Source organism: Neptunitalea lumnitzerae (assembly GCF_027924185.1).
Taxonomy (GTDB): Bacteria; Bacteroidota; Bacteroidia; order Flavobacteriales; family Flavobacteriaceae; genus Neptunitalea; species Neptunitalea lumnitzerae.
Genome location: NZ_BRVO01000001.1, coordinates 1,423,999 through 1,440,059, shown reverse-complemented (window position 1 = coordinate 1,440,059; position 16,061 = coordinate 1,423,999). Strand labels below are relative to the sequence as shown.

The window sequence follows — 16,061 nt, the reverse complement described above, 5'->3', positions numbered from 1 at the left end:
TATTTCTTTATTTATCAGTTCTTCTAATCAATATTAAAAATGAGCAACTTATTAATGTAATAAGTGCTAATGCAAACAACAGTCCCCCATCATTATTCACTTCTATACCCAGTACCAAAACATGAGATGCTAAGGCGCCAGACATTAAAAGCACTCCTAAAAGTCCTCCATACACATCGTACTTTTTCAGTACCAAAAGAATGGAAGCTATCAATTCTAAAACTCCAACTACATACCTACCATAAGGTTCCACTCCCAATGCTGAAAAAATAAATATGCTCTCCTCTGCTCCTGAGAATTTATAAAACAACGTCTGTAACATTATTAATGCAGGCACCCATTTTAGTGCAATTACAACCAGCTTTTTCATCTTTCTTTTTTTGCTGGTAAAACTACTTCAGCCTAGCTTATAAATATGTAAGCTAGCTTACATAAACAGCTATTCTTTTGGTTAATTCACTTTTGTTGACAGGCTTTTCCCTTCAAAAAAGTCAATAATATTTTGCGCAGCTAACATAGCCATTGCCGTTCTAGCAGTGGTAGTGGCAGAACCTATATGCGGCGTTACTGCAACATTTTCCATAAACAATAACGGATTATCTTTTTCCATTGGCTCTGGATTGGTAACATCTAACCCTGCGCCCCAAATACTATTTGTCTGTAGCGCTTCAATTAAATCTTCTTCTACATGCACACCGCCCCTAGCTACATTAATAAATATAGATGTTGGTTTCATTTTAGAAAAAATCTCTTTGTTAAAAACACCTTTGGTTTCGGTTGTTAGGTTACAATGTACACTTATAACATCACTCTTTTCAACCAACTCATCAAAAGAAACATAATTGGCATCTAGTGTGGTTTCTGCCTGTTCATTTTTACTTCTATTATGATAAATGATATCCATATTATAAGCCGCTTTACAAAGCTTTGCCATTTCATAACCAATATTACCTAGGCCAAAGACACCTAAAGTTTTTCCATGTAATTCTTGCCCTAGAAAATCGGTAAACTTAAATGCTTCCCACTTACCTTCTTTAATAAGTTGGTTCATATAAAACATTTTTCTAGAGGCATTAAGCATTAAGGTAAAAGCTATATCTGCTGTTGCTTTATTCATAGTACCAGGTGCATTAGCAACACAAATATTTAAACTACTGGCTTCCTCTATAGCTATATTATTATAACCAGCCGAGGCTTGAGATACAATTTTTAACTTTGGCTTATCTTGTAAAAGTTGTGGAGTTATAGTAATGGCTCCGGTACTTAAAAAAGCATCACAATCTTTTAATAATTCATTTATTTCATCATTAGGCAACACTTGGTCTCCTTCCCAAACTAACAGTCTAAACCCTGCTGTGGTAAGTAAATCTATAGCTTCATTAGGGATATTTCTATTAATAAAAATACTCTTATCAGTGCTTTCTTTTTTGGGGTTATGTGTAACTAACATATTTTTTATAAGGTTTATAGAATTGTAATCTTAACATATAATTTTTACAAACTACATCAAGGTAGTACCAAGAAATAGTGTACTACAAGATAAGAAGATACAGAAGATTGTAAAAATAAAAAAGCTGTCTTTCCAGACAGCTTTTCCCCCCAAACCAAACCCTTAAACATATAAATGTTTAATTGTTTAAACACAATAATTATTAAAACTAACAACTATTGACTTTTCAATTTATTTAGATAAACAAATTATAATCTTAATTCTAAAAAGAGAATATTTCCCTTTTGCTTGTTACAAATATCCAATATATCCTAGATTTAAACAATACGTATTTTTACGTAATTTACATACGCTCTAGGTTCAGATAGTTATTTTTTAATGCATAAACTATTACTCCAATGAAGTTTTTACATTTTGTCTTCTCCATAATTCGCTTTCTATGGGTTTCCACAGTACGCACATTTATGTTTAATTCATCAGCAATTTGAACGCTATTATATTCCTTAGCGGCAAGTCTAATAACATCTAGTTCTCGTTCTGTTATCACTACCCCTAGAGGATTCTCAGCCTTATCGCCAAACTCAATCAATTCGCTTAACGCCCACGACAAATCTTTACCTAAATAAAAATCTCGTTCTTTTAAAATTCGAATGGTTTCTTCTAAATCATCAGGAGCCGAGTTTTTTGTAAAAAAACCATGCACCCCAAATTCCATCACTTTATGAATACTCTCTCTGGTTGTAAGCTGAGATACTATTATTATTTTAATATCAGGGTAATGTTCTCTTAAATACTCACTGGTTGCAAAACCATCCATCACCGGCATTTGAATATCTAATAGAATAATATCTGGTATAACTTCAGAAGCAGTTAATGCATCAATCAATTCTTTTCCGTTTCCAAATTTTGAAACTACATCTACATTCTCAAAGGTTTCTAATAAAATAGCCAAGCTTTCTCTAAACAGCTTATGATCATCTACCACACTTACCCTTATCATAGTTCTTCATTTTTAATGAGAAAAAATTCACTGATTATCAATAAATTACACTCAATTCTTGTTTGTAAAACAATTTTAAATTAATGTACCACTTTTTTAGGGAAAAGGTGCAGAAATAATAGAGAAATACGAAAACACTTTCTATTTGAAATCATCTTATACAAAAAACTAAATTAAAATAAGATAAAACAAACAAAACCAACACATTAAACAGCAATTAACTTACAAAAAAGCCACCTTACTACATAATTCCATCAGATACGTTTTGTATCTTTAAGATACTTGAAATTTTAATACGCTTCCCTTTCACCTCTATCAATCCTTTTTTAGAAAATTCAGAAAGCATTCTAATTAACGATTCTGTAGCGGTACCAACCATTCCGGCAATTTCCTCTCGAGATAGCTGTACTTTAATAAACCCATCTATATCTTCTCCAAAAGTATCGTGCATGTAAAGTAAAGAGTCTGCCAAACGTTGTTTTACATTTTTCTGTGCCATGTTTACAGAAACATCATCTGAGTTCTTAAGGTCGTAACAAATATCTCTTACTACCTCCACAGAAAAATCAGGGTTCCCTCTAAAAGAATCCATAATCTCATCACGAGGTATAAAACACACTTCCATATCATTTACTGCAACGGCACTTAAATTCACAGATTCGTCACTAATAACACTTCGTTGACCTAATAAATCTCCCTTGGTAATGAACTTTACGATGTGATTTTTTCCATTAGAACTAAGCTTGGTAAGCTTACATGCTCCTTCTCTAATACAAAATACGCCTTTTAAATGGTCTCCTTCTTCAAAAAGAGGCTCACCCTTCTTCACTATTCGTGAAGTTTTACATGAAGAAATCTTTATTAGCTCTTCCTTATTCAAAGCTCTTAAAGAACTAAACTTACGTATAATACACTGTTCACATTTACCCATAGCGCAGGAAGATTTTAGTTAAATTTTAGATTACTTCAAATTTAAGAAATACATGACAAATATCATATATTTTTTACCTATTGATTATCAATTTTGTTTTAGGTAAATGAGCAAATTATGGAGTCACACTGCTATCACTGTGGAAATCACTGTGAAGACACGTCTATTGTACACGACGATAAGATTTTCTGTTGTAACGGTTGTAAGACAGTTTATGAAATTTTCGCTGAAAATGAACTAAGCTGTTACTACGATTTGGAGCAAACCCCTGGTACAACCCCCAAAGAAATAGAAGGAAAATTTGATTTTCTTACAAAACCAGAAATCTATGAAAAGCTTTTAGATTTTAATGATGGTTCTGTACAGATTGCCACTTTATACATTCCTTCCATTCATTGTAGTTCTTGTATATGGTTATTAGAAAATCTGCAAAAATTAAATAAAAGTATTTCAAGTGCTATTGTAAACTTTCCTAAAAAAACGGTTAGAGTTACTTATAATGCTAATGAAGGAAGCTTAAAAGATATTGTGCTTTTATTGAGTAGCATTGGGTATGAACCTTACATTAGCTTAGAAGATTATACCAACACCAAGAAAGGAATTAATAGAGACATACTCTACAAACTAGGTGTTGCAGGTTTTGCTTTTGGAAATGTAATGTTACTATCGTTTCCCGAATATTTTGAAGTAGACGAATATTGGTTAAATCAATATAAAACCTTATTCAGATGGATTATGTTTGCCATGAGCCTACCAGTAGTTTTCTACGCTGCTAGCGACTATTTTGTATCAGCGTACAAAGGACTTCGATCTAAATTCTTAAATATTGATGTTCCTATTGCGTTAGGAATTTTAGTACTGTTTTTCAGAAGTGTTTTTGAAATTATAATGGATCATGGTCAAGGTTTTTTTGATAGCCTTACCGGATTGGTATTCTTCTTATTGCTAGGTAAATTTTTTCAGCAAAAAACTTATAACTTCTTATCCTTTGAAAGAGACTACAAAAGCTACTTCCCTATTGGTATTACCAAAGTAAATGCCGACCATACCGAAGAAACTATTCAGGTATACGATATTCAGAAAGGAGATAGAATACTTATTAGAAACCAAGAGTTAATACCCGTAGATGGAATTTTAATAAATGGCGATGCTCAAATAGACTATAGCTTTGTTACTGGTGAGTCTGAAACAGTAGTAAAACAAAGTGGAGATAAACTTTTTGCTGGTGGTAAACAAACTAGCGGAGCTATTGAAATGGAAGTACTCAAAAGTGTATCGCAAAGTTACTTAACTCAATTATGGAGTAATGATGTTTTTAACACAAACAAAGAAGAAGGCTTTAAGTCTATTACAGATACCATTAGCAAGTACTTCACAATTGCCATACTACTTGTAGCATTAGCCTCTGGACTTACCTGGTATTTTATAGAACCGGCAAAAGCCTGGAATGTAGTAACTGCCATACTAATTATTGCCTGCCCTTGTGCTTTAGCATTATCAGCCCCTTTTACCATGGGGAACTTACTACGTATTTTAGGGAAGAAAAAATGCTATTTAAAAAATGCCGATGTATTAGAAAAACTAGCCAAGATAGATACGGTTATTTTTGATAAAACCGGAACCATTACACACGGAAACAAAGGAGCCTTAACCTATGAAGGCATACCACTATCGGCAGAAGAAAAAATTATTTTAAAAAATACCCTTAGAAATTCTAATCACCCACTTAGTAGACAGTTGTATGACTCTATTAAAAGTACCACAGTGCTAACGCCCGATGCTTTTGAAGAAATTGCCGGAAAAGGGATGATAGCTACTTATGACGGTACCGAAATTAAAGTGGGAGCACCATCTTTTGTTACTTCAAACAATATTGAAAAATCTACTAAAACTGCAGTTTATATTAGTATCAACAACCAATATAAAGGTAAATACCTGTTTAAAAATGCTTACCGACAAGGTATTGAAGAACTATTCAATAACCTGTCTAAAAATTACAAACTGGTCATTCTTTCAGGAGATAACGATAGTGAAAAAGAAGCCTTAACAGAAATGCTACCAAAGGGCACCGAATTACATTTTAACCAAAAGCCCGACAGTAAGCTAAATTTTGTAAGCCAGTTACAACAGCAAAAACATAATGTATTAATGGTGGGTGACGGCTTAAATGATGCAGGAGCTTTAAAACAAAGTGATGTTGGTATTGCTATAGCCGAAAACGTGAACGTGTTTTCACCTGCGTGCGATGCCATTTTAGACGCCTTAAACGTAAGTAAATTATCTGTGTATTTACATATAGCCAAATCAGCTATTAATATTATAAAAGCAAGCTTTATACTTTCTTTTATCTATAACATCATAGGGTTAAGTTTTGCTATTAGTGGTAATCTATCTCCAGTAATAGCAGCCATCTTAATGCCTTTAAGCTCTATTAGTATTGTAACCTTTGTTACCATACTTACTAACATAGCCGGAAAACAATTAAAATAATTCTGGAATATGATAAATATCATTCTTTACAGCTGTCTGTCAAACTACTTTTGTTAAACATTCTTAAAATAGGTATGAGTGTAATTTATATTTTAATAACGGTTAGCATTATTGTAGCTATCGTCTTTTTCACCCTGTTTATTCGTGCAGTAAAGTCAGGGCAATATGACGACAGTTACACGCCATCTGTCCGCATGCTTTTTGAGGACGAATTAGTAAAACAAGAAAAACAAACTAAGAATAAACAATCATAATTATGGAAATGCAGCAATTTTATTACGATAACAAAATTGTAAAAAAGTTCCTCTACGCTACCATGCTTTGGGGTATTGTAGGGATGTTGGTAGGTTTGCTACTAGCGTTCATGTTTATATTCCCAACTTTAACCGAAGGTATTTCTTGGTTAAGCTTTGGTAGGTTAAGACCTTTACACACCAATGCTGTTATCTTTGCCTTTGTAGGTAACGCAATATTTGCAGGTACCTATTACTCTACACAACGCTTGCTTAAAGCAAGAATGTTTAGTGACTTTTTAAGTAATTTTAATTTCTGGGGATGGCAGCTTATCATTGTAGGCGCAGCCCTCACCTTACCTTTAGGGTACACCTCATCAAAAGAATACGCAGAATTAGAATGGCCTATTGACTTAGCCATTACGTTAGTATGGGTAGCTTTTGGTATTAACCTTATTGGTACGTTAATAAAACGTAGAGAGCGCCACATTTATGTAGCAATATGGTTTTACATTGCTACGTTTGTAACGGTTGCTATGCTTCACGTATTTAACAACCTTGAACTTCCTGTAAGCGGATTAAAAAGTTACTCTATCTATGCCGGAGTTCAAGATGCTTTAGTACAATGGTGGTACGGGCACAATGCAGTAGCATTTTTCCTTACTACACCTTTCTTAGGGTTAATGTATTACTTTGTACCTAAAGCAGCTAACAGACCTGTATACTCGTACAGATTATCTATTGTACACTTCTGGTCGTTAATATTTATTTATATCTGGGCAGGGCCTCACCACTTATTGTACTCTTCTTTACCAGATTGGGCACAAAGTTTAGGTACTGTATTCTCTGTAATGTTAATTGCTCCATCTTGGGGTGGTATGATTAACGGTTTACTTACCCTTCGTGGTGCTTGGGACAAAGTACGTACAGATCCTGTTCTTAAATTTATGGTGGTAGCTATTACCGGTTATGGTATGGCAACTTTTGAAGGACCTATGTTATCATTAAAAACATTTAATGCTATTGGTCACTTTACAGACTGGATTATTGCCCACGTACACGTTGGTGCATTAGCTTGGAACGGATTTATGGCATTTGGTATGATGTATTATTTAGTACCAAAACTTTACAAAACTAAATTAAACTCGCTTTCATTAGCTAACTTCCACTTCTGGATTGGTACTTTAGGTATTATCTTATACGCCTTACCAATGTACGTTGCCGGGTTTACTCAGGCTTCTATGTGGAAACAATTTACACCAGACGGTAAGCTTGTATATGGTAACTTCTTAGAAACTGTTACCGAAATTATGCCAATGTACTGGATGCGTGCTATTGGTGGTACTTTATACCTTACCGGTACTATTGTTGGGGTATATAACTTAATACAAACCGTAAGAAAAGGGTCTACGGTTACAGATGATTTAGCAGAAGCACCAGCACTTAAGAAAATTAGTAAAGGTAGACTTGCTAATGAAAAATTACACCCTTGGTTAGAGCGTAAACCAATCTTATTTACAGTGCTTTCTTTAGTAGCTGTTGCTATTGGTGGTGTAATTCAAATTGTACCTACGTTAATGGTAGACTCTAACATACCAACCATTGCTAGTGTAAAACCATACACTCCGCTTGAAATGGAAGGTAGAGACCTTTATATACGTGAGGGTTGTGTTAGTTGCCACTCGCAAATGATTAGACCGTTTAGAAGTGAAACCGAGCGTTATGGTGAGTATTCTAAAGCAGGTGAGTTTGTGTACGACCATCCATTCTTATGGGGTAGTAAACGTACCGGGCCAGACCTTGCCAGAGAAGGTGTTAAAGGGAAACCATTTAACGGTGGTAGATCTGATGACTGGCACTTTAACCATATGTGGGACCCAACCTCTACCTCTTCAGGTTCTATTATGCCTAGATATCAGTGGCTTATTAAAAATACATTAGATACTAGTAGCACGCAATCTAAAATGGAAGCACTTGCTAGCTTAGGAGTACCATACTCTGATGAAGATATTGCAAATGCACCAGCAGCTTTAGAAGCACAGGCAAAAGCAATAGAAGCATCTCTTTTAACTAATGAAGATATTGCTAGAGACTTTAAAGATTTAGCTCCAGGTGATGCTGCTTTAAAAGATAGAGAAATTGTTGCCTTAATTGCATACTTGCAAAGACTAGGTACTGATATTACTGTAAAAGAAGAAGTAACTGCTAAATAAATTAAATCATGTTAAAATTCATCAAACATCATTTAGATACAATAGCAGATATAGAAATATATCCAATTATTTCACTGTTAATATTCTTTCTGTTCTTTACTATGATTATTGTTAGAGCATTTACTAAAAAGAAAGATTACATTAAAGAAATAAGTGCTTTACCATTAGAAGATGAACTGACAACAACCAACAATAATCTATCATGAGAAGTTTCACATCATATTTAAGAGTTGTAATCATTGTAGGGCTCGTTGCAGGAGCCGCAGAATACTTTATAGACTCTGGAGATAAACCTGCATTTTTAACCTATCCTGAGGTGCCAATTTTCTTAGCTTTATTTACTATTGCTTTAATTGGTATTGAGGTAATGATAGGCACTATGCACGCCCTTACAGATGCTATAATGACCGACGAACGCAAAGCGGCAATGGCAGAGCAAAAAGCTATTGCTAAAGAAAATGCGTGGTATAACAAATTATACAAAAAGTTATTAGATCAAAAACCAATAGAGGAAGAAGGAGAAATCATCTTAGAGCATGACTATGATGGTATTAAAGAGTTAGACAACAACCTTCCGCCATGGTGGTTATATGGTTTTTACCTAACCATTATTATTGGGGTAGTATACTTAGTAAGATTTCATGTATTAGGAGCAGATTTACAAGCTGCTGCTTACGAAAAAGAAATGGCGCAAGCAGAACTAGATATTGCAGAGTATATGAAAACAGCTAAAGACTTGGTAGATGCAGAATCTGCTACCTACCTAACAGAAGCTGCTGACTTATCTGCCGGACAAAGAATTTTTGCCGAAAACTGTGTTGCTTGCCACGCTGCAGATGGTGGTGGTGGAATTGGACCAAACCTTACCGATAAATATTGGATTTTTGGTGGAGGTATTAAAAACGTTTTCCATACCATTTCAGAGGGTAGCCCAAGAAACCAAACAATGGCTGCTTGGAAAAATGCCTTAAAACCATCTGAAGTACAACAAGTTGCCAGCTATGTATTAAGCCTACAAGGTAGTACCCCTGCTAGTCCAAAAGAACCTATGGGAGAAATTATTTGGACAGGAGCAGACGATGCTGCCACTGCAGACGGAGCTGAAGCTGATGTACCTGCTACAGAAGCTGCTGAAGCGCCAGCTGAAGAGGTTACTCCTGCTGAGTAAAAACGGAAGTAAACAAAAAAATCCGAATAAAGTGGAAACACCAGATAATGAAAAGTTCAGAGATTCGATAGGTACCATTAACGACGATGGGAAACGTTCATGGATTTATCCTAAAAAACCAAGTGGTCCGTTTTATGACAAAAGAAAATTAGTAAGTTATGCACTGCTTATTATCTTATTTGCCGCACCATTTGTAAAAATTAACGGAAATCAATTTCTACTATTCAATGTACTGGAACGAAGGTTTAATATTTTCGGTTTTCCATTTTGGCCACAAGATTTTTATCTGTTCGTTATATCAATGATAATCGGGGTGGTTTTTATCACCCTGTTTACCGTTGCTTTTGGTAGAATATTTTGCGGTTGGATTTGCCCACAAACCATTTTCATGGAAATGGTTTTTAGAAGAATTGAGTATTGGATTGATGGCGATAGAAATGCACAACGAAAATTAGATAATCAGCCATGGAACGCTGAAAAAATTAGAAAACGTGTATTAAAATGGATCCTCTTTTTTATCATCTCTTTTCTTATTGCTAATATATTTTTAGCCTATATAATAGGTAGCGACGTTCTTTTACAATACATAACAGACGGACCATTTAGCCACACTGGCACCCTGATATCTCTGCTAATATTTACCGCTGTATTCTACTTTATTTTTGCTTGGTTTAGAGAGCAAGTATGTATTATAGCATGCCCTTATGGTAGGTTACAAGGTGTATTATTAGATAATAAATCTATAATTGTTGCATACGATCATAAAAGAGGTGAGGGAGAAAATGGACGTAAAAAGTTTAGAAAGAACGAAGACAGAAAAGCCTTAGGACATGGAGATTGTATAGATTGTTTGCAATGTGTACACGTATGCCCAACGGGGATAGATATTAGAAATGGTACGCAATTAGAGTGTATTAATTGTACCGCTTGTATAGATGAGTGCGATACCATTATGGAACGTATTAACAAACCAAAAGGATTGATTAGATACGCCAGTGAAAATGAAATTTCTAAAAAAGAGAAATTCAAATTCACTCCAAGAATGAAAGGGTACACTGCTGTACTTGGTATATTAACAGCAGTACTTATAGGCCTATTATTCTTAAGAAATGATGTAGAGGCTAAAGTATTAAGATTGCCTGGTCAGTTATACCAACACGTAGATGAGTCTACACTGAGTAACGTATTTAATTTTTCAGTAATTAATAAAACCACTGAAGATATTAATGAGGTTACTATGAAATTAATGAACAAGGCAGGAGAATTAAAACTTATTCCTAAAGATACATTAGAGTTACCAAAAGGTGGTTTAGTAAAAGGTACCTTATTAATTTACCTAAAACAAAACACACTAGATGGTGATAAAACAAAGCTTAAAATTGCGGTTTATAGTAAAGGTAAGTTAATAGAAACCACTACTACTACCTTCTTAGGGCCAAGGAGCTTTAAATAAAAAATTGAAGAAGCTATGAGAGCAACATTGCTTCTTCATTAACTAAATATATTGTGAATTTTAAAATTGTTAGGTATGAAATTTAATTGGGGTACAGGCGTTTTTTTAGCCTTCGTAGCTTTTATGAGCTTTATTCTATACTTTGTTATTAGTACACTTACTGATAGCGATTTGAACTATGACTTGGTAACCGATGATTACTATAAAAAAGAATTAGGATACCAAAAAGAAATTAATGCATTAACCCGTGCTAAGGTATTGGGCATGCAAGTACAATTTGAAGAAACAACAGAGGGGGTAGTATTAACCTTTCCTGAAAAAATAGACTTTACTAAAGTTAAAGGCACAATGTTCCTATATAGGCCGTCTGATAAGCATTTGGATTTTGAAATCCCTATTTCACTATCTGATTCACATTTGCTCATACCTAACAATCGCTTAAAAGACGGCCGATGGGACATTAATGTTGAATGGACCTATAACGGCGAAACATTTTTATCTAAAAAAGAAATTTCTTTATAATATGTTAGCCTCTGCGTTCATACTTGGTTTCTTAGGTAGTTTTCACTGCGTAGGTATGTGTGGACCCATTGCCTTTATGTTACCGCTAGACCGTAACAACCAAGTTAAAAAATTTTTACAAATCTTAAGTTATCACACAGGTAGGTTTATTAGCTATGCTACCATTGGTGCCATTTTTGGCATGTTAGGTACAGGGTTTTACCTCAGTGGTTACCAACAACAACTATCTATTTTTGTTGGTGTGCTTATGATTTTAACAGTTATAACACCGCAACATCTATTACAAAAGGTACGTATTACACAACCTATTTATAAACTTATTAGCAAACTTAAATCGGCTCTTGGAAAGCAGTTTAAAAAAAGAAGCTTTTCTTCCTTATTTACTATTGGTTTATTAAATGGTTTACTACCATGTGGGTTGGTATATATGGCGGTTTTTGGTGCTTTGGCATTAGGAAACCCTATAGAAAGCGGTTTGTATATGGTATTGTTTGGGATGGGTACTTTACCCCTTATGAGTGTAGCTGCTTATTTGGGTAACTTTTTAAATGTTACCACCCGCAAAAGAATACAGAAACTAGTTCCTGTATTTATAGCCATTATTGGAGTATTCTTTATTTTAAGAGGTTTAGGACTAGGTATTCCCTACGTTTCTCCCTCTAACATGAACCTTATGGTAAAAGAAGCTCCTACTTGTCATTAAAATTATTTTAATTAGCTAACCAGTTTTTTATATACAAAAAAGGATGTTCGTTTATAATGAACATCCTTTTTTACTTTATTGTGGTAAATCTAGAATCTACTAGATTTTAAAAGTTACTACAGGTAATAATGCATGGTTTGCAATATCTTCTCCTATACTTCCATTAAAGAAGTGCGCCATACCAGTTCTACCGTGAGTAGGGATAGCAATAACATCTGCACTAATAGTGTTGCTAAAGTTAAGTACACCATCTTCTACGGTATAGTCTGAATAATAAGCTACAGGGAAATCTGGTTCTTTAGCAGTTTTAGCTAAAAACTTATCTGTTAACTCTTTAATTTCATGTGTACTTAAGAAATAATCGTTAGGTAAGTTCACGTATAATAACTGAACTTTTGCCCCAATAGCATTAAACATTTTTTGAGCTTTGTTATAAGCAGCAATGTTTTCTTCTTTAAGATCACAAGCAAAAACAACAGTTTCAATATCAAGGTTTACTCTATCTTTAACCACTAATACAGGTACATCAGAAGTTCTTACAACTTTCTCTGTGTTAGACCCCATAAAGAATTCTTCTACACCAGAAGTTCCGTGAGACCCCATAATAATAAGATCTGCATCACTAGCCATTTCAGCTAATTCAGAAAATACTTTAAAGTGCTTAATTACCGGAGTAATTTTAAATCCTTTTAAGTAATCTTTATCTAAAAATTCATCAAATTTCTTTTCCGCTAATCTCATATAGTAGATAGCCTCCATTTGTTGTTGAGATTCTGATTTGTTTAATAACGCCTCAGAAAGTTCAAGCATGTGTACTACCTCTATTTCGGTATTGGTTTTCTTTGCCAAAACTGACGCTGCAAATAAAGCATGTTCAGAATGCTCAGAAAAATCTACAGGTATAATAATTTTGTTCATAGTGCTAATAGCTTAAGTTTTAAGTATAAAAAGTTTAAATAGTCATTGAAAATAATTTGGTTTCTGGCATTTTACGTTGCAAATGCAAATCAAACGCCATACACACATTGCGTACAAAAGGTTTCCCTTCTTCCGTAACCACCATACCATTTGAGGAGATTTGTAACAATCCGTCCTGCTCCATCTCTGTCAATTTTATCAGGACTTCAGGAATATCGTCAAAATACATTTTAGATTCGTCCCAGGAAGTTTTAAAATTGCACATCAAATTTAAAATATGTTTACGAACTACCAAATCTTCTTTCGATAATAAATGACCACGGTATACCGGTATGGTATCATTTTCTAATAATTGATAATAATTTTCAATGCTTTTCTCGTTCTGAGCAAATCCATACCAGCTATCGCTAATACTAGAAACGCCCAAACCAATCATTAATTGTGTTTTTGAAGCAGTGTACCCCATAAAGTTACGGTGCATACGTTCTTGCTTCATGGCTTCGTATAAATTATCCGAAGGTAGTGCAAAATGGTCCATACCTATTTCTATGTATCCCATCTCGGCTAACTTTTTCTTACCTTGTTCATAAAGAGCTCGTTTTGCTTCTCCTGAGGGTAAATCGGACTCCTTAAAACCTCTTTGTCCATTACCTTTTATCCATGGTACATGGGCGTAGCTATAAAATGCAATGCGGTCTGGCATTAATTTTTGGGTACTGCCAATTGTTTCCATAACATCTTCCAATGTTTGAAAAGGCAGTCCAAAAACCAAATCGTGCCCCACAGAAGTATAGCCAATTTCTCGTGCCATTTCGGTTGCTTGCTGAACATGTTCATACGGTTGAATTCTGTTAATTGCTATTTGTACTTTTTTAGAATAATCTTGCACCCCATAACTTACTCTTCTAAAACCAACATTATACAGGGCCTGCAAATGTTCTCTTGTAGTATTGTTTGGATGCCCTTCAAAACTAAACTCATACGTCTCACATAATTCTGCATCTTCAAACAACCCATTAATTAATCGGGTTAAATTTTCTGGCGAGAAAAATGTAGGAGTTCCACCCCCTAAGTGAATTTCCTTAATACGCGGTTTAGCACCTAGTAATTGTGCATACAACTTCCACTCTTTCAACAAAGCCTCTATGTACGGATGCTCTACATCATGACGTTTTGTAATACGCTTATGACAGCCACAAAACGTACACATACTTTCGCAAAAAGGCAGGTGTATATACAAACTAATACCTTCGGAAGTATTACTTTCATCGAAGGCTTTTTTAACACTCTCTATCCACCCTGTATAACTGTAAGAGTCAGGGTTCCAATACGGAACTGTAGGGTAGCTAGTGTAGCGTGGACCAGCCACGTTATATTTCTGAATTAAAGAATTGCTCATATCCTTTTGTTTAAAACAAAGGTATTTAAGGCATTACTGAAAAAACATGACAATTATCAGGTTTTTAACAGTGCACCAATTTGCCTTTATTTATCTTTACATAGATGTATTAAAAAACCCATGACACTTAGTATTGAGAACATATTACTTGTAGGATCTGTGCTACTACTGGTTAGTATTATTGCTGGTAAAACCAGTTATAGGTTTGGTGTACCCGTATTGGTATTCTTCCTTTTAATAGGTATGGTTGCTGGCTCTGAGGGTATTGGAGGTATTCATTTTGACAACCCGGTACTTGCCCGTTTTGTGGGGGTAGTTGCTTTTAATTTTATTTTGTTTTCTGGTGGGTTAGAAACCCGGTGGACGTCTATTAAGCCTGTAATGTGGCAAGGAGTAACCCTTTCTACGCTTGGTGTATTAATAACCGCAGGGACTGTAGGTGTTTTTGTGCATTATATTACACCCTTAGCTATTTACGAAAGCTTACTGGTAGGTGCCATTATATCTTCTACAGATGCAGCGGCAGTGTTTTCTATATTACGCTCTAAAAACATAGCGTTAAAAGATAATTTAAGACCAACGCTAGAGCTAGAAAGTGGTAGTAACGACCCCATGGCAAACGTACTTACTATAGTACTTATAAACCTTATTACCACACCCGATAAAAGCTTTGCTGAGATATTACCTTTCTTTTTTGGGCAGTTAATTATTGGTGCTTTAGCTGGCTTTGGTTTTGGATACCTAAACGTAAAAGCTATTAATAAAATTAAGCCCGATTTTGAAGGGCTATACCCTATTTTAATCATGGCTTTAATGTTTATTACGTATTCCGTTACCGATGCTGTTGGAGGAAATGGCTTTTTAGCGGTGTACCTTTCCGCAGTGTTTATAGGAAACAAAACCATTGTTAGAAAAAAAACAATTATTAAGGCTTTTGATGGGTATGCTTGGTTAATGCAAATTATCTTGTTCCTTACATTAGGTTTATTGGTTTTCCCCAGTAGAATACCCCCTGTAATTCATGTTGGATTGTTTATTTCTGCCTTTTTAATTTTTATTGCACGCCCCTTAAGTGTATTTATTAGCTTAGCATTTTTTAAGGTGAAATTTAAAAATATGCTATTCATATCGTGGGTAGGTTTGCGTGGTGCCTCTCCCATTGTATTTGCAACATACGCCTTAGTGGCTAAAGTAGACCGTTCTGATATTATATTTAATATTGTATTTTTTATTTCGCTTACCTCGGTACTTATACAAGGTACTTCATTATCTGCTGTTTCTAAATGGCTTAAAGTTGCTTTACCACAAAACCAAAAAGTACGTACACCGGTAGATATAGAACTATCTGAAAATGTAGATACCGAATTGGTAGAAATAAGTATAGACGAAAACAACCCGGTAATAGGCAAGGCTGTTACCAATATACAATTACCTAAAACATCTTTAATTGTAATGATTCAAAGAAACGGTAAATACTTTACCCCTAATGGTACCACCGTTATAGAAAAAGAAGATAAGCTAATGATTATGGCTCCTTCTGAAAAAGATTTACAGGCCGTTTTTAAAGTATTAGATGTTTAG

Annotated in this window: 14 protein-coding genes; 8 read left to right on the top strand and 6 right to left on the bottom strand. The window is 34.6% G+C overall.

The window, feature by feature from the left end; all coding sequences use genetic code 11:
- Positions 1-7: 7 nt before the first annotated feature.
- From Y10_RS06410 to Y10_RS06395, 4 genes are all read right to left on the bottom strand, one after another.
- Positions 8-370 (bottom strand): DoxX family protein, encoded by a 363-nt coding sequence (locus tag Y10_RS06410; RefSeq protein WP_281764534.1) that lies wholly within the window; start codon positions 368-370, stop codon positions 8-10.
- 81 nt (positions 371-451) lie between these two features.
- On the bottom strand, positions 452-1,450 hold the full coding sequence (locus Y10_RS06405) for a 2-hydroxyacid dehydrogenase (RefSeq protein WP_281764533.1): 999 nt from the start codon (positions 1,448-1,450) through the stop codon (positions 452-454).
- 343 nt (positions 1,451-1,793) lie between these two features.
- Positions 1,794-2,450, bottom strand: a complete 657-nt coding sequence (locus tag Y10_RS06400) for a response regulator transcription factor (RefSeq protein ID WP_281764532.1) — start codon at positions 2,448-2,450, stop codon at positions 1,794-1,796.
- Positions 2,451-2,691: 241 nt separating this feature from the next.
- Entirely contained in the window at positions 2,692-3,279 is a 588-nt protein-coding gene (locus tag Y10_RS06395) for a Crp/Fnr family transcriptional regulator (RefSeq protein WP_309297821.1), read from the bottom strand.
- Positions 3,280-3,498: 219 nt separating this feature from the next.
- Here Y10_RS06395 and Y10_RS06390 point away from each other — a divergent pair, with 219 nt between their 5' ends.
- The 7 genes from Y10_RS06390 to Y10_RS06355 all read left to right on the top strand — a co-directional run bounded on the left by Y10_RS06390 (position 3,499) and on the right by Y10_RS06355 (position 12,163).
- Positions 3,499-5,871, top strand: a complete 2,373-nt coding sequence (locus Y10_RS06390; protein WP_281764530.1) for a heavy metal translocating P-type ATPase — start codon at positions 3,499-3,501, stop codon at positions 5,869-5,871.
- A 74-nt stretch (positions 5,872-5,945) separates the two neighbouring features.
- Positions 5,946-6,125, top strand: coding sequence for a cbb3-type cytochrome oxidase assembly protein CcoS (gene ccoS / locus Y10_RS06385; protein WP_281764529.1), 180 nt, complete (start codon positions 5,946-5,948; stop codon positions 6,123-6,125).
- A gap of 2 nt (positions 6,126-6,127) precedes the next feature.
- Positions 6,128-8,317: a cytochrome-c oxidase, cbb3-type subunit I gene (gene ccoN, locus Y10_RS06380; protein ID WP_281764528.1), complete on the top strand. Its 2,190-nt coding sequence runs from the start codon at positions 6,128-6,130 to the stop codon at positions 8,315-8,317.
- A gap of 202 nt (positions 8,318-8,519) precedes the next feature.
- The gene (locus Y10_RS06370) at positions 8,520-9,485 is read left to right on the top strand and encodes a cbb3-type cytochrome c oxidase N-terminal domain-containing protein (protein ID WP_281764526.1); all 966 of its coding nucleotides are present in this window, start codon (positions 8,520-8,522) and stop codon (positions 9,483-9,485) included.
- Between the two features lie 31 nt (positions 9,486-9,516).
- Complete coding sequence (gene ccoG, locus Y10_RS06365) at positions 9,517-10,938, top strand: cytochrome c oxidase accessory protein CcoG (RefSeq protein ID WP_281764525.1); 1,422 nt, start codon at positions 9,517-9,519, stop codon at positions 10,936-10,938.
- A gap of 75 nt (positions 10,939-11,013) precedes the next feature.
- On the top strand, positions 11,014-11,460 hold the full coding sequence (locus Y10_RS06360) for a FixH family protein (protein ID WP_281764524.1): 447 nt from the start codon (positions 11,014-11,016) through the stop codon (positions 11,458-11,460).
- Between the two features lies 1 nt (position 11,461).
- Entirely contained in the window at positions 11,462-12,163 is a 702-nt protein-coding gene (locus tag Y10_RS06355) for a sulfite exporter TauE/SafE family protein (RefSeq protein ID WP_281764523.1), read from the top strand.
- Between the two features lie 99 nt (positions 12,164-12,262).
- Here the strand turns inward: Y10_RS06355 and Y10_RS06350 are convergent, their stop codons facing one another.
- The gene (locus tag Y10_RS06350; RefSeq protein ID WP_281764522.1) at positions 12,263-13,081 is read right to left on the bottom strand and encodes a universal stress protein; all 819 of its coding nucleotides are present in this window, start codon (positions 13,079-13,081) and stop codon (positions 12,263-12,265) included.
- Positions 13,082-13,115: 34 nt separating this feature from the next.
- On the bottom strand, positions 13,116-14,480 hold the full coding sequence (gene hemN / locus Y10_RS06345) for an oxygen-independent coproporphyrinogen III oxidase (protein ID WP_281764521.1): 1,365 nt from the start codon (positions 14,478-14,480) through the stop codon (positions 13,116-13,118).
- A gap of 120 nt (positions 14,481-14,600) precedes the next feature.
- Between hemN and Y10_RS06340 the strand changes: the two genes are divergently transcribed.
- Positions 14,601-16,061 carry a potassium/proton antiporter gene (locus tag Y10_RS06340; protein WP_281764520.1) on the top strand — a complete coding sequence of 487 codons (1,461 nt, stop codon included), beginning with the start codon at positions 14,601-14,603 and terminating at the stop codon, positions 16,059-16,061.

Bases quoted from the DNA above. Each gene is read 5' to 3' on its own strand.
- Y10_RS06410 (WP_281764534.1), bottom strand. From the start codon at position 370: ATGAAAAAGCTGGTTGTAATTGCACTAAAATGGGTGCCTGCATTAATA.
- Y10_RS06370 (WP_281764526.1), top strand. From the start codon at position 8,520: ATGAGAAGTTTCACATCATATTTAAGAGTTGTAATCATTGTAGGGCTC.
- ccoS (WP_281764529.1), top strand. From the start codon at position 5,946: ATGAGTGTAATTTATATTTTAATAACGGTTAGCATTATTGTAGCTATC.
- Y10_RS06400 (WP_281764532.1), bottom strand. From the start codon at position 2,450: ATGATAAGGGTAAGTGTGGTAGATGATCATAAGCTGTTTAGAGAAAGC.
- ccoN (WP_281764528.1), top strand. From the start codon at position 6,128: ATGGAAATGCAGCAATTTTATTACGATAACAAAATTGTAAAAAAGTTC.
- Y10_RS06390 (WP_281764530.1), top strand. From the start codon at position 3,499: ATGGAGTCACACTGCTATCACTGTGGAAATCACTGTGAAGACACGTCT.
- Y10_RS06405 (WP_281764533.1), bottom strand. From the start codon at position 1,450: ATGTTAGTTACACATAACCCCAAAAAAGAAAGCACTGATAAGAGTATT.
- Y10_RS06340 (WP_281764520.1), top strand. From the start codon at position 14,601: ATGACACTTAGTATTGAGAACATATTACTTGTAGGATCTGTGCTACTA.
- Y10_RS06360 (WP_281764524.1), top strand. From the start codon at position 11,014: ATGAAATTTAATTGGGGTACAGGCGTTTTTTTAGCCTTCGTAGCTTTT.
- Y10_RS06350 (WP_281764522.1), bottom strand. From the start codon at position 13,081: ATGAACAAAATTATTATACCTGTAGATTTTTCTGAGCATTCTGAACAT.
- Y10_RS06355 (WP_281764523.1), top strand. From the start codon at position 11,462: ATGTTAGCCTCTGCGTTCATACTTGGTTTCTTAGGTAGTTTTCACTGC.
- hemN (WP_281764521.1), bottom strand. From the start codon at position 14,480: ATGAGCAATTCTTTAATTCAGAAATATAACGTGGCTGGTCCACGCTAC.